Source organism: Blastococcus sp. TF02A-35, from assembly GCF_004571075.1.
Taxonomy (GTDB): domain Bacteria; phylum Actinomycetota; class Actinomycetes; order Mycobacteriales; family Geodermatophilaceae; genus Blastococcus.
This window is the reverse complement of the sequence record NZ_SPQP01000033.1, coordinates 1-13,387: the sequence shown is the minus strand read 5'-3', so window position 1 is coordinate 13,387 and position 13,387 is coordinate 1. Positions and strand designations below refer to the sequence as shown.

At 68.6% G+C, this 13,387-nt stretch carries 13 protein-coding genes; 8 read left to right on the top strand and 5 right to left on the bottom strand.

Going from position 1 to position 13,387, the window contains the following annotated elements; translation table 11 throughout:
* The first annotated feature begins 145 nt into the window (after positions 1–145).
* On the top strand, positions 146–646 hold the full coding sequence (nrdR, locus tag E4P43_RS14910) for a transcriptional regulator NrdR (RefSeq protein WP_135146252.1): 501 nt from the start codon (positions 146–148) through the stop codon (positions 644–646).
* 144 nt (positions 647–790) lie between these two features.
* Positions 791–3,658, top strand: coding sequence for a vitamin B12-dependent ribonucleotide reductase (locus tag E4P43_RS14905; RefSeq protein WP_135146251.1), 2,868 nt, complete (start codon positions 791–793; stop codon positions 3,656–3,658).
* A 164-nt stretch (positions 3,659–3,822) separates the two neighbouring features.
* Here the strand turns inward: E4P43_RS14905 and E4P43_RS14900 are convergent, their stop codons facing one another.
* From E4P43_RS14900 to E4P43_RS14880, 5 genes are read right to left on the bottom strand one after another with little or no spacing between them, the layout of a single operon-like run.
* The gene (locus E4P43_RS14900) at positions 3,823–4,521 is read right to left on the bottom strand and encodes a hypothetical protein (RefSeq protein ID WP_135146250.1); all 699 of its coding nucleotides are present in this window, start codon (positions 4,519–4,521) and stop codon (positions 3,823–3,825) included.
* Positions 4,518–5,690 (bottom strand): hypothetical protein, encoded by a 1,173-nt coding sequence (locus E4P43_RS14895; RefSeq protein WP_135146249.1) that lies wholly within the window; start codon positions 5,688–5,690, stop codon positions 4,518–4,520. The genes E4P43_RS14900 and E4P43_RS14895 overlap by 4 nt, the downstream gene beginning before the upstream one ends.
* Entirely contained in the window at positions 5,687–6,493 is an 807-nt protein-coding gene (locus E4P43_RS14890) for an AAA family ATPase (protein WP_135146248.1), read from the bottom strand. Before E4P43_RS14890 ends, E4P43_RS14895 begins: the two co-directional genes overlap by 4 nt.
* The gene (locus E4P43_RS14885) at positions 6,480–8,210 is read right to left on the bottom strand and encodes a Mu transposase C-terminal domain-containing protein (RefSeq protein WP_135146247.1); all 1,731 of its coding nucleotides are present in this window, start codon (positions 8,208–8,210) and stop codon (positions 6,480–6,482) included. Before E4P43_RS14885 ends, E4P43_RS14890 begins: the two co-directional genes overlap by 14 nt.
* On the bottom strand, positions 8,207–8,812 hold the full coding sequence (locus tag E4P43_RS14880; protein ID WP_135146246.1) for a hypothetical protein: 606 nt from the start codon (positions 8,810–8,812) through the stop codon (positions 8,207–8,209). Before E4P43_RS14880 ends, E4P43_RS14885 begins: the two co-directional genes overlap by 4 nt.
* Positions 8,813–9,293: 481 nt before the next feature.
* Between E4P43_RS14880 and E4P43_RS14875 the strand changes: the two genes are divergently transcribed.
* The 6 genes from E4P43_RS14875 to E4P43_RS14850 form a co-directional block, all read left to right on the top strand.
* Complete coding sequence (locus E4P43_RS14875) at positions 9,294–9,755, top strand: hypothetical protein (RefSeq protein WP_135146245.1); 462 nt, start codon at positions 9,294–9,296, stop codon at positions 9,753–9,755.
* 160 nt (positions 9,756–9,915) lie between these two features.
* Complete coding sequence (locus E4P43_RS14870) at positions 9,916–10,296, top strand: metalloregulator ArsR/SmtB family transcription factor (protein ID WP_135146278.1); 381 nt, start codon at positions 9,916–9,918, stop codon at positions 10,294–10,296.
* Positions 10,293–10,931, top strand: coding sequence for a cation transporter (locus E4P43_RS14865; RefSeq protein WP_135146244.1), 639 nt, complete (start codon positions 10,293–10,295; stop codon positions 10,929–10,931). Before E4P43_RS14870 ends, E4P43_RS14865 begins: the two co-directional genes overlap by 4 nt.
* Before the next feature lie 24 nt (positions 10,932–10,955).
* On the top strand, positions 10,956–11,579 hold the full coding sequence (locus tag E4P43_RS14860; protein WP_135146243.1) for an isoprenylcysteine carboxylmethyltransferase family protein: 624 nt from the start codon (positions 10,956–10,958) through the stop codon (positions 11,577–11,579).
* A gap of 99 nt (positions 11,580–11,678) precedes the next feature.
* Positions 11,679–12,560, top strand: coding sequence for a F510_1955 family glycosylhydrolase (locus E4P43_RS14855; RefSeq protein WP_167759199.1), 882 nt, complete (start codon positions 11,679–11,681; stop codon positions 12,558–12,560).
* Positions 12,561–12,822: 262 nt separating this feature from the next.
* Positions 12,823–13,387: heavy-metal-associated domain-containing protein (locus tag E4P43_RS14850; protein WP_135146241.1), on the top strand; the 565-nt coding region annotated here is incomplete at its 3' end.

The following is a 13,387-nucleotide window of genomic DNA, read 5'->3' as shown; positions in this document are numbered from 1 at the left end:
TAGGGTTCCCCTACATCTAGTAGTTACAGAGTTGTAAGCCCGTCCACAGGCCGATCCTCAGGTTCTCCCCGCGGCATCCACCGGATGTCCCCAGGAGGGTCCACAGGACACCGGTGGCGGGTGGCCGGGAAGGAGGTGAACCACCGTGCGTTGCCCGTTCTGCCACAACCCCGACAGCCGGGTCATCGACTCCCGCGAGGCCGACGAGGGCGCCACCACCCGGCGTCGTCGGAACTGCCCGAAGTGCGGACGGCGGTTCACCACCGTCGAGGAGGCGGTGCTCGCCGTCGTCAAGCGCAACGGCGTCAGCGAGCCCTTCAACCGCAGCAAGGTGGTCGCCGGCGTCCGGCGGGCCTGCCAGGGCCGCCCGGTCGACGAGGGCCAGCTCAAGCTCCTCGCCCAGCAGGTGGAGGACGCCATCCGTGCCACCGGTGCGGCCGAGGTCCCGAGCAACGAGGTGGGCCTGGCCATCCTGGGCCCGCTCCGCGAGCTCGACGAGGTCGCCTACCTGCGGTTCGCCAGCGTCTACCGCTCCTTCACCTCGGTGGCGGACTTCGAGCGGGAGATCGCCGAGCTCAAGGCCCGGGAGGCCGCCGCGCCGCCGGGCGAGCGGGCGCCTCGGGACCCGGTCCCCTCCGGCGGCTGAGAACTGTCAGTGCCGGCCGATAGACAGCAGTTCGAGCAGCTACCGATCGTGGCTCTTCCCCAGCCCCCGATCCACCACCGCGCAGCACCACCGCGCAGCCCCGCGAAGCACCATGCGACACACGACCAGGGAGAGCTCCACACCATGACCGAGACCGACGACCGCTTGGCCACCCGGGCCCGCCGCGCAGGCAAGGCGCCCAGCCGCAAGGGCCTCAAGATCAAGCGCGTCTTCACCACCGCCGGTGTGCACCCGTACGACGAGGTGACCTGGGAGCGCCGCGACGTCGTCATGACCAACTGGCGGGACGGCTCGATCAACTTCGAGCAGCGCGGCGTGGAGTTCCCCGCCGAGTGGAGCATCAACGCCACCAACATCGTCACGACCAAGTACTTCCGCGGCGCCGTCGGCACCTCGCAGCGCGAGACCAGCCTGCGCCAGCTCATCGACCGCGTGGTGCTCACCTACACCGAGGCCGGTCGCGAGCACGGTTACTTCGCCACCGAGGGCGACGCCGAGATCTTCGAGCACGAGCTGACCTGGATGCTGCTGCACCAGTACTTCAGCTTCAACAGCCCCGTGTGGTTCAACGTCGGCACGAGCGCCCCGCAGCAGGTCAGCGCCTGCTTCATCCTCGCCGTCGACGACGAGATGGACTCGATCCTCAACTGGTACCGCGAGGAGGGCCTGATCTTCAAGGGCGGCTCCGGTGCCGGCCTGAACCTCTCCCGCATCCGCTCCTCCAAGGAGCTGCTGTCCTCCGGTGGCACCGCCTCCGGCCCGGTCTCCTTCATGCGCGGCGCCGACGCCTCCGCCGGGACCATCAAGTCCGGTGGCGCGACCCGCCGCGCGGCGAAGATGGTCGTCCTCGACATCGACCACCCCGACATCGAGGAGTTCATCGAGACCAAGGCGCGCGAGGAGAACAAGATCCGCGCCCTGCGCGACGCCGGGTACGACATGGACCTCGGCGGCAAGGACATCACCAGCGTCCAGTACCAGAACGCCAACAACTCCGTCCGCGTCTCCGACGAGTTCATGCGCGCGGTCGAGGAGGGCGACGAGTTCGGCCTGCGCGCCCGCCTGGACGGCTCGGTCCTCGAGACCGTCGACGCCAAGGCCCTGTTCCGCAAGGTCACCCAGGCCGCGTGGGAGTGCGCCGACCCGGGCATCCAGTACGACGACACGATCAACGACTGGCACACCAACCCCGAGACCGGCCGGATTAACGCGTCCAACCCGTGCTCGGAGTACATGAGCCTGGACAACAGCTCGTGCAACCTGGCGTCGCTGAACCTCATGAAGTTCCTGAAGGCCGACGGCACCTTCGACTCGAAGAACTTCGTCAAGGCCGTCGAGCTGGTCATCACGGCGATGGACATCTCGATCTGCTTCGCCGACTTCCCGACCGAGCCGATCGGCGAGACCACCCGCGCCTACCGCCAGCTGGGCATCGGCTACGCCAACCTGGGCGCGCTGCTCATGGCGACCGGCCACGCCTACGACTCGCGTGGCGGCCAGACGCTGGCCGCGGCCATCACCTCGCTGATGACCGGCACCGCCTACCGCCGCTCGGCCGAGCTGGCCGGCATCGTGGGCCCCTACGACGGCTTCGCCCGCAATGCCGACGCCCACGCCCGGGTCATGCGCAAGCACGCCGCCGCCAACGACGCCATCCGCCCGGTCGGTGCCGACGACGCCGACGTGCTGAAGGCCGCCACGCAGCAGTGGCAGGAGTGCCTGGAGATCGGCGCCGACAACGGGTGGCGCAACGCGCAGGCCTCGGTGCTGGCCCCCACCGGGACCATCGGCTTCATGATGGACTGCGACACGACCGGCATCGAGCCGGACTTCTCGCTGGTCAAGTTCAAGAAGCTGGTCGGCGGCGGCTCCATGCAGATCGTCAACCAGACCGTGCCGCGCGCGCTCCGCAGCCTGGGCTACCAGGAGGAGCAGATCGAGGCGATCGTCGAGTACATCGCCGAGCACGGCCACGTCGTGGACGCCCCGACCCTGCGGCCGGAGCACTACGAGGTCTTCGACTGCGCCATGGGCGAGCGGGCCATCTCCCCGATGGGCCACGTCCGCATGATGGCCGCGGTGCAGCCCTTCATCTCCGGCGCGATCAGCAAGACGGTCAACATGCCGGAGACGGCGACCGTCGAGGACGTCGAGAACATCTACTTCCAGGGCTGGAAGATGGGCCTCAAGGCCCTCGCGATCTACCGCGACAACTGCAAGGTCGGCCAGCCGCTGTCCGACGCCAAGGCCAAGAAGGCCGAGGTCGTGGTCGAGGAGACGGCTGCTCCGTCGGCGCTGTCGCACCCGGTCCGCAAGCGGCTGCCCAAGAAGCGGACGAGCGTCACCACCTCGTTCAGCGTCGCCGGCGCCGAGGGTTACATGACCGCCGGGATGTACGAGGACGGCAGCCTCGGTGAGGTGTTCCTGAAGCTCGGCAAGCAGGGCTCGACCCTGGCCGGTGTCATGGACGCCTTCTCGATCGGCATCTCCCTGGCGCTGCAGCACGGTGTGCCGCTGGAGACCTACATCTCCAAGTTCACCAACATGCGCTTCGAGCCGGCCGGCATGACCGACGACCCGGACATCCGGATCGCCCAGTCGGTGATGGACTACATCTTCCGTCGCCTGGCGCTGGACCACCTGCCCGTCGAGAAGCGGGCCGGCCTCGGCATCTTCACCGCCGAGGAGCGCGCCGCGCAGGTCGCCGGCAGCTACGGCTCGTCGGCCTCGACCGCCGCCGTGCAGGAGGAGGAGGTCGACCTGGAGCAGCTGCGTGGCTCCGCGCCGATCGAGACCGCCTCGGTGGAGGAGAAGGTCACCCCCGAGGGCCCGAAGTCGGTCAAGGAGGCCCACTCCTCGGCCGAGCTGCTCGAGCTGGTCACCGGGACCGCCACCGACGCGCCGCTGTGCATGACCTGCGGCACGAAGATGCGGCCCGCCGGCAGCTGCTACGTCTGCGAGGGCTGCGGCTCCACCAGCGGCTGCAGCTGATGTCGAGTTGCAGCATTCCGTCACCGGAGTTGCAGCATTCTGACACCGTGATTGCAGCATTCTGACACTGGAAGTTGCAGCAAGGTGGCACCGGTGAGGGGCTGCAAATAGCGAGGGGCGGGCGACCAGATGGTCGCCCGCCCCTTCGCTTTGCGCTGGCCCTGTTACGTGAGATCGGGGAGCGCGAGAGCCAGGTCGGATGTGGGCCGGTACTGGGCCATGTCGTCGAGTTCGATGCAACCCATGTTCTTCAGGGCGCCCAAGGTCAGTTTCTCTTCCTTGCCGATGTTCCGGTGGAACACGGTCTCGCCGTTGACGATCCGGCGGAGCGTCCGAGCCTGTGCCAAGTTCAGGCCAGCGGCCATGGTTTGAAGGCATCCGATGGCGTAAGCGACAGCCCTACCTGGTGAGTCGGTCGACATGACCTTGGCCCGGCCGTTGACGTGGTGCAGTCGCAGGCCGGTTCCGTGAAGCGCAGCGGGGACCGCGGCGAGAACGGCGTCCATGTGATCGCGGGACCAGCCCAGCACGCGGGCGGCGTGGGCGAGAGAAACCATGTTGGTGGCGGAGACGAGGATGGGGATGAGGGTTTCGACGCCGCCACGGTCGTTGGCCGGACCGGGAACCTCCTGCTGAGGCGCGGCGGCCTCGGGGGGATCGAGAAGGTCTGTGAGCCGAACTCCAAGTTCTGTCGCCAGCCGGTGGAGTTGAGAGAGCGAGGTGTGCCCGTCCAACTCGCCGGACTGGCGAGCCTGCCGGAACTGCGACTGGGGGATCTGAGTCCGCTGCACGATCGCTCGCTCGTGGAGGGCGAGCATGTTCATGCGGTCTGTGATGAGGTCCCGATTGATGCGGATCTTCATTGGATGGGTGTCACTTTCAGGCCGTTCCGGTGTTGCCAACGGTCGGATTTGGGTGTCGACCACTTGGTGACGAGCGGCAGGTTGAGTTCCTGGGTGATGCGGCGGATGCCTGCTCGCGTGGCGACGATGGACCTGTCGATGAGGGGTGGGTCTTCGTCGCCGGAGATGAGTTGGTGCCAGCGTTGAGCGGCGAGGATGGGGTGGGCGCCCGCGGCGAGCGTCAGGCCGCTGGAGGGGATGGTTCCGTCCGGTTCTACGTCGAGTGCCCGCAACGCGAGGATGTCCTGCGTGGGCACGTGTTGCGCGTGGAGGACGGTTGCTGCTGCGCGCCACGGGTCGGCGTAGGACCGCAGCGCTTCGTAGTGCTCGGGCTTGAGTGGGTTGACCATCTTGAGGTGCAGGAACCGTTCGAGGTGCCCCATGCTGACGCGCACATTGAGGCCGTTGCGGAAGAGCCCCGCTTGGACGGCGCGGACCGCGGTTGTCGCCGGGACGGATGAGCAGCCGTGCTGATCCCATAGTCCGGCGATGAGGCGGGCGATGTCGTCCTCGGTGCGCGCGTTGCTGCGACGGGCCTGCTGGTAGGCGTCGAGGTAGACCTGGTCGGCGGTCGCCACGAAGTGGGCGGGCCACAGAGACCGATAGGCCGGGCGGTAGGAGATCCAGTCGTCGTCCGGGATCTCGACAGCATCGTCCTCCTCGGACGTGGTTGAGGCGGGCGATGGTGCACGGCCGGGGGAGCGAAGTTCACCGGGCAGATCGGTGAACCGAAGGGTGACGCCGCCGAGTTCGTTGATGGTCGAGGCGTGTACGACGGTCTGGCCGTAGCCGCTGATGAGGTGCAGGTTGGCGCCGATGCGCTGGGCGAAGTCGAGGCTTTCCAGGATGCCGTTGCGGTCCATGTCTTGGACCTCGCCGAGGAACACGTCCGTGATTCCGCGGGCCAACGACCAGGCGCTCGCCGCGTTGAGCAGCGTGTAGGAGCCCTGTGCCTTGGTGTAGAGGTCACGTGTGGCCCCGAGGCTGCGCATGATGTCGGCGGCTAGCGAGTGAATGGACTTGGCGTTCGGACGCGCGATCGCGCGCACCGCATGGGGCATGTCGACCGGATCGACGAGCCCGTCGAGATCCTTGCCGCGTGGGGCTTCGTAGTGGAACAGCCGGGTCATGCCGCGGCCTCTTCGTCGATGGAGACGATGGCATCGTCGAAGTCGTCGCGAGTCGCGGCCGTCACGTCCCAGTCCTGGAGCGTTTCGACCAGGTCGACCCAGCGCCGGAGATTTCCGCGAGCGAACTTGTCGTCGGCGTAGCGGAGGACATCGTCGGGAACAGCGGCGAACCGGGCATCGATTGCACGGACGGTGTCGAACATGTCCTGCCCGCGAAGTACGCGGAAGGTCCGGCGAAGCCGAATGCGGGAGTCAAGAGGCGTGTTCTCGCGGACGGTTTCCATGGCGCCGTAGCCGACTAGGAGTAGAGGGAAGCGCGGGCGTGTGATGTCGTGGATGTACCGGGCCTCGGTCAACCCCTTGATGCGGACGTTCTGGACCTCGTCGAGGATCAGCAGGCCCTGCCACTCGCCGAGTGCCTGGACGAGTTCCGCTTCCATCTCGGTCTTGTTCTCCCCGGCCGGGTTGTGGCCGGTGACTGCGGTGATGCTGATCCGCAGCAGGTCCAGCGGTGCTGGGTTCTCGGGCATGACGGCGATCGCACTCGGGCGGTCACACTTCTCTGCGGCCCACTGAGCGAACGTCGTCTTGCCGGTGCCTGGCGGCCCGTCGATCAGCCCGATCTTGTTCCTGTTGAGCAGCCCGCGCATCGCCGTAACTGCCTCACGGAAACTCGGGGTGTGCACCAGAGGGTGTTCGAGTTCCAGGTGCGGCGGCAAGACCAGGGCGGCCAAGTCCGGCCGCTGCTTGCCGTCCCGCCGGGGCGACTTGCGACCCAGGGCCTTGAGTTCAGTTGTCGTCATTGATTCCCCCGAAGTCTGAGCCAGGGCGCTTGCTGAGGCGCTGCTTGGCTTCGTTCACCTTCTTGTCGCGACGCTGCTGCTCGACCTCGGTCCGGGATGGAGCGACCTGGCGCTTGCTGCGCTGTGGCGTGGTCGGGTCGACGCGGGGCGTGGGAGGTGGAGCGAACGCCTCCTCGGCGCGCGTGCGATTGCGGTGCGAATCCAGGTCGGTGACCTTGGCGATTGCCTCTTCGACCGCCTCCTGCACCGCCGCGTCCGGCTCGCCGTCATAGGCGGCGAGGTCTCCGGTGGCCTTCTCGTGCAGCCGGTCCTGGACTGCGGCAGCGTTGATCCGCTTCATGAGTTCGAGGTCCTGCTGGCGGTTACGGAGGATGGCCTGGCGCTGCGTATCGGTCAGCAACGTCCGGTCGTACGCGCGGCAGATCCACGTGTCACCGTCGAAGACCTCGATGAACCGGCTCTCGCGGGACAGGTACCGGATGGTGACCTTGAGTCCCTTCTCCCGGTACGCGTTCAACTCCGGCGCGAGGTAGTCGCGCCCCTGGAACCGGATGCCTTCGGCGTTGATCGCCCGACCCGTCGTGGCGCGCATCATCATCGCGCGGATGGTCACGTCATCGACCTGCGTGAGTTCGGTGGGGTCATCGCGCCAGGCCACCAGCGGAGGCTGGTCGCCGAGACGGGCGATCTTCCCGTTGGTGTTCTCGCCCTCCAGCCAGTCGTCGAGATGCTGCTGAAGGCCCTCGATGGTCAGCACCATGTCGGGGGTGATCTGGTCAGGCGTGCTCGGGCAGAGGAGCGGCTTCCCGTCGTCTCCTTGGCCACCCTTGGTGTAACCGGGCAGCGCGGCCAGCAGTTGCTTATTCAGGGCGCTGAACGTGGACTCGGCCGGACCGTTCTGGTGCTTGTAGAACGCCTTCGTCGGCGCCACGACAACACCGAGCATGACGGCACCACGGGTCACGGCCTCGGCGAAGTGCTCCCGAGCGTTGTCAAGAACCAGTTGAACCGGCAGCCCACCGACCTGCACGATCTCGTCGCCGTACTTGTACTCACGCACGGAGGCGGCAGTGGCGAGGAGGTCGCACATGGCGTCCTCGTTCGGCCGCCCGACATAGGCGACCGCGGCGAGCCGCATCGAGGTGGCGTTGTCCCGGACGATGCCGATCCACGGGCGCACCACCTGGTTGCGCGGAGTGCTGACCCACACATCGGCCTGGGTCCAGTCCAGGTGCCATGTGTGGTTGCGGTGCGGAGCGGCCATCGACAGGTAGACCTGGTGGCGGACCATGGCGTCCCAACCGTGCAGGACGCCTTCGCGGATGCTCGGCGGCAGTTTTGCGAACGCCCGCGTGAAGGTCGGGTAGGAGACCCGGCCGGGGGAGTCCGGCGACGGCCACAGGCGGCAGTACGCCTTCTTCAGATTCAGCGTGGACCGGATCGCCGTCAGGTGCTCTTCGTCGATCTCGAACGGGCGCCCCTTGCAGTGCGTGGGGGCGTCGTTGTCCACCTCCTGCTGGCGCTTCCGGACGCGCGTCGCCTGCTGCTGCTCGGCAACCTGTGCATCGAACTCCGCGACCCAACGGCGGAGGCTGCGCGGTGACACTCCGGCGTGCGTAGCGATCTGGTGAACGGCGAAGTTCGGCAGCGTGCCGCCGTAGGTCGAGCGGTAGGAGAGAGCGGCGCGGACGATCGCGTCCTTCTCGGTGTGCGTCATGCCGCATCCCGCAGACGCGCGGCCGGGGAGTCGTCGAGCCGGTGCACCGTTCCGTCGGCGGTGATGAACCGCGCCTCGCCGGGGTTGCGGAGCGGCAGGAACCGGACCCCTGCGAAGCCGGACCCCCACTTCTCCGCGCCGAACTGCCGGTAGCGCTGGGGCTGCGCGAGCATGGCCGCGTCCACGTTCAGGCGCACCCAGGCGGTCGTCTTCAACTCGTCGATGACTACGCCAAGGCCGGGGACCGACCAGACCAGGTCCACCCGGCCACCGTCGAACGGGATCTCGGCGCCGAGGTACTCCGCCTGAGCGCCCGGCGCGTACCGGTGCAGGTAGGCGCAGGCAAGCGAGGTGATCTGCGCGCGCGCCTTGGCCAGGTTGCCGAAAACGCGGGTGTCCCGAGCGGCCAGATTCACCCACTCGGTCGCCCGCTGCGCAATCACGCTCGACTGCGCACCGCGGTGCTCGGCAAGTGCACCGGCGCACTGGTGAACGAGTGCCCCAATGGCGACATGCCAGTCGCTCATCCCCGGCCGGACATCGCCGGTCGTCTTCGAGCGGGACCCGTGGAGGCGCGCCGCCGTCACATGCCGGGCGGTCATGCCGCCGTCCCGAGAGCGGTGGCGCCCCGGCGAATGCTGATGCGGGACGGGTGGTGCTGCTTGACGGTCATTGTTGCTCCTTCGTAGGCGTCGGTGACGCCCCGGCCTGACCCCGAGGTCGGGATCAGGCGCGGGGTCTGTGCCGGTCGCCTCGCTTGGAGAGCGACATGGACGCTTGCTTCACGAGTCCTCCTCTCACTGCTTGTTCGAACACCTGTTCGAACGTTGCGCGGGACGGTAGGCCGATGCGTCCTCGGCTGGCAAGTCCTGCTCACCTGGTGGGTCATCGGCCACTCCGACCGTGCAGATGCGAGGTCGCTTCGTGTCGTGACGCCACCCGCCCGCGTTGGTCGCATACATTGACGCAAGCGCTGGAGGGCGAAAGCCCAGGTCAGGAGCGCTTTCGTGAGCACCGTCCGACTTGACGGGTTGCTTCAGATCCTGAGTGGGGGAGACGGTGGTTCCTGGCCCCGGACGGTTCGTGCGCTTCGATCGGCCCGAGCCCAACAAGCGCTATCCGCGGCTAGATGCAGTGCACCCGGAAGACCGCCCGGTCGGCTTTCCCACCCCGCTGGAACAAGTCAGGTCGAGCCCCGATCGGCCGCTGGCGGCCCGACTCAGCCGCAACCGGGGCACCCGCTGGTGCCTGTCCTGCGACACGGTGCTGCCGTCCAATGGCCAGTCGCCGTTCTGCGACTCGTGCCGCAGGCGCTATCGCGCATTGGAGCAGCGCCGCCGCCGCGACGCCGCCCGGCCGGACGTGCCCATCTCCAAGAATCACCTTCGCCGAGTGCACGACTACGCGGACAAGGTCGTAGCCGACCTCGGGAATCTCACGGTCGCCTACAACACCGGCGGCGATCTCCGTCGGGAGATGGACGCCACCATGCTGGACATGAAGATGCTCGTGAAGTACCTGCGCGACTACTTCCCGCGCGTGTAGTCCGCGTTCCTGCGCCATTGAGATGGTCGTCGCGGCTCGCGTTCGGCTGGATGAGCGCCGTGGTCCTCGGCGGTCCGTGGTGGCCAAGTCCGGCGCCCCGGAAGGGCGATCCGGCCGTACCGCGACGAGCAGGAAGCGCGCCGACCGCTATCATCGCCCCATGACGATGAAAACGGTCGAGGCAGGGGGTGCAACGGCGCCGGTCAGCGAGGCCAGCGCGCTGTCTGCGGCAGCGTGCATGTTCCGCAGCCTCGGCGATCCGGCCCGGCTCGCGATCCTGCGCCACCTCGCGCTGGGCGAGCACAAGGTCGTCGACCTCACCGCGCACCTTGGGCTCGCCCAGTCCACCGTCTCGGCGCACCTGGCCTGCCTGCGCGACTGCGGCCTGGTGACCTCCCGGCCGCAGGGCCGGGCGTCGATGTGGTCTTTGAACCACGCCTCGGACCTACTCGACGTGCTTTCTGCGGCCGAGCGTCTGCTGGCCGCCACCGGCGACGCGGTCGCACTGTGCCCCACCTACGGCGAGGAGACCGCCCGATGAGCGCCCCCACGATCACACCGCAGGCCCGCCGGGCGATCCGGCTGGAGCAGGTCACCATCGGCTACAACGTCGTCGAGATGGTCATCGCGGTCGCCGCCGGGCTGACCGCCGGACTCATCTCACTGGTCGGGTTCGGCATCGACTCCGGCATCGAGGTCGCCGCCGCGACCGTCGTGCTGATCCGGCTCTACGCCGAGTTCCGTGGCGGCGACGTGGACGAGGTCAAGGAGCGGCGGGCGCTGAAGTTCATCGCCGTCACGTTCTTCGCCCTGGCCGCCTACGTCACCTACGAGGGCGTCATGCGCCTGTTCGGCGACGAGACGCCGGAGACCAGCCTTGTCGGCGTCATCCTGGTCGGCGCCTCCGTGGTGATCATGCCGTGGCTGGCCCGTGCCAAGCGCCGCGCCGGTGAGGCGCTGGGCTCCCGCCTGGTCATCGCCGACGCGGCCGAGACCCGACTGTGCGCCTGGCTGTCGGTCTCCACCTTCATCGGCCTGCTCGCGTTCACCGCGTTCGGCTGGACCTGGGTGGACGCCGTGGCCGGGTTCGTGATCGCCGGGTTCGCGGTCATGGAGGGCAAGGAAGCCTGGGAAGGCGAGATCGCCTGCGACGACGATGACTGTGACGATGACTGAGCCCCACGCCAGCCGAGGCCGCTCGTGAGCGCCGTCGCTCTCGCCCTGTACGTCGTCGCGCTGGTCGTGCTGTTCGGCGTCCGATCCTGGGTGCAGCGCCGCCGCACTGGAAGCACCGGCTTCAAGGGCATCTCCGGCACCCCGGCCGAGGCGGGCTGGTGGGGCGGCGTGCTGTTCGTCGCCGCGATCGTGCTCGGCCTGGCCGGTCCACTGCTGGCCGTGACCGGCACCGTGCCCGCCGACCCGCACCCCGCCCTCGCCGTCGTCGGGCTGGTGCTGACGCTGGTCGGGTTCACCGCCACGCTGGCCGGACAGACAGGTATGGGCGCGTCCTGGCGGATCGGCGTCGATGAGGCCGAGCGGACCGACCTGGTCACCACCGGGGTGTTCGCCCACGTCCGCAACCCCATCTTCACCGCAATGGCGCTCGCCCAGGTCGGCATGCTGCTGCTGGTGCCGACCTGGCTCAGCCTGGCCGCGCTCGCCGCGCTAATCGCCGCCGTGGAGTTGCAGGTCCGCGCCGTCGAGGAGCCCTACCTGCGCCGGGTGCACGGTGGCGCGTATGTCGCGTATGCCGCGCGGACCGGCCGGTTCGTGCCGCGCGTCGGCCGCGACGCCTCGAACCCGGCCGAGGCCCGCATCGGCTGATCGGACGCGCCCTGCGACGCCACGGATTGCCCCGAGGGCAGCCTCGTAGGCTCGGGGCGGCGTCAGGCCCGACGCACCCCTAACTTGACGGGAGACCCCTTGCTCCGCCGGTGCGCCGCTCTCACCCTTGCGGGCGGACTGACGCTCACGCTGACCGCCTGTACGACCGAACCTTCTGACACCCACGCAGCCGACTCGCACCCACGCCCGGCGGCGGATGTCGGGATGGAACATGTGCACGGGTTGGGCGTCGATCCGGCCGACGGGATGCTCTACGCCGCCAGCCACTTCGGCCTGTTCCGCCTGCCCGAGGACGGCGACGCGGAACGGGTCGCGGACCGCTACCAGGACACCATGGGGTTCACCGTGGCCGGGCCGAACACCTTCGTCGGCTCGGGGCATCCGGACCTCCAGGAGCAGGACCTGCCGACCCACCTGGGCTTCATCCGCAGCACCGACGCCGGAGAGACCTGGGACATCGTCTCCCTCGGCGGCGAGGTCGACTTCCACGCCCTCCGGGTGGCGCACGGGCGCATCTACGGCTGGGACTCCACTTCCGGCCGCCTGCTGGTCTCCGCCGATGAGGGGCAGACCTGGGACACCCGCAGCACCCTGGACCTGCGCGACCTGGCGGTGCACCCCGAGGACCCCGAGGTGCTTCTGGCGACTACCGAGCAGGGCCTGCTGCGCAGCGGCGACGGCGGCCGGACGTGGACGGCCGTTCCGACTGCTCCCGGCGTCACCGTGCTGGCCTGGCCCGCCACCTCGTCGCTCTACGGAGTCACGCCCGACGGCGCCGTTCACGAGTCGACCGACGGCGGAACGGCCTGGACGGAGCAGGGGTCGGTCCAGGCCGAGCCTGAAGCAGTGCTCGTCGACTACCGCGAAGGTGTCGAGAGCATCTACCTCGCGGTGTCTCCGGCGACCATCCTCGTCAGCACCGACGGCGGCGATTCGTTCACCACCCGCTACGCGGGCTAACCGCCCCGCACCTGGGTACTCGCCGCAGGGACTGCCTGGACGGTGCGCCCCGGCATGTGTGCTCGCTGCTTCGGGTGGGGGCCACGTGCCGCTGCCGTACTGATGCCTGCCCGATCGCTCTCGTGCCCGACCGAAGGTGGCCTCGCAGTGGAAACTTTGGGCTGGTGGAATACCCCCAGGGGGTACTAGCCTTAGGCGGGTACCCCCAGGGGGTAGTAGCCGTTGAGGCGGCACAGAGGGCACCGACGTGAGGGAGTGGGTCATGCCGACGCAGCAGCAGACCACCGTGCTGGAGGTCTCTGGCGTGCACTGGGCCTCGGAGAAGGCAGTGGCGGAGAGCGTGCTTGGTAGGCGGCCCGGCGTGCTCAGCGTTGAGGCGAACCCGGTGTCCCAGACGGCGACGGTCACCTACGACCCGTCGCGGACGTCGGTGGCGGAGTTGGCGGGCTGGGTGCGTGATTGCGGTTACCACTGCGCCGGACAGTCGGTCCCGCAGCACGTGTGCGACCCGGCCGCCGAGCCGCGTGACCACGCGACGGCTTACGACGGTCACCGTCCAGCAGTGAGCGCGGCGACACACGACCACGCGGCCATGACGGCGCTCTCCGCCGAGTCTGAAAGCGAGCAAGCCGGGCACGGCGAGCACGCGGGGCACGGCGAGCATGCGGGGATGACGCCGCAGGACGCGATGGGGCACGGCGGCCACCACGCCGGGATGTCGATGGATGACATGGCTCGCGACATGCGCAACCGCTTCCTGGTGGCCGCGCTGCTGTCGATTCCGATCCTGCTGTGGTCCCCGATCGGCCGGGAGGTGATCGGCTTCG

Excerpts from the sequence above, each read along its gene's own strand:
- E4P43_RS14905 (WP_135146251.1), top strand. The coding sequence starts at position 791 with ATGACCGAGACCGACGACCGCTTGGCCACCCGGGCCCGCCGCGCAGGC.
- E4P43_RS14885 (WP_135146247.1), bottom strand. The coding sequence starts at position 8,210 with ATGACGCACACCGAGAAGGACGCGATCGTCCGCGCCGCTCTCTCCTAC.
- E4P43_RS14880 (WP_135146246.1), bottom strand. The coding sequence starts at position 8,812 with ATGACCGCCCGGCATGTGACGGCGGCGCGCCTCCACGGGTCCCGCTCG.
- E4P43_RS14895 (WP_135146249.1), bottom strand. The coding sequence starts at position 5,690 with ATGACCCGGCTGTTCCACTACGAAGCCCCACGCGGCAAGGATCTCGAC.
- E4P43_RS14900 (WP_135146250.1), bottom strand. The coding sequence starts at position 4,521 with ATGAAGATCCGCATCAATCGGGACCTCATCACAGACCGCATGAACATG.
- E4P43_RS14870 (WP_135146278.1), top strand. The coding sequence starts at position 9,916 with ATGACGATGAAAACGGTCGAGGCAGGGGGTGCAACGGCGCCGGTCAGC.
- E4P43_RS14865 (WP_135146244.1), top strand. The coding sequence starts at position 10,293 with ATGAGCGCCCCCACGATCACACCGCAGGCCCGCCGGGCGATCCGGCTG.
- E4P43_RS14890 (WP_135146248.1), bottom strand. The coding sequence starts at position 6,493 with ATGACGACAACTGAACTCAAGGCCCTGGGTCGCAAGTCGCCCCGGCGG.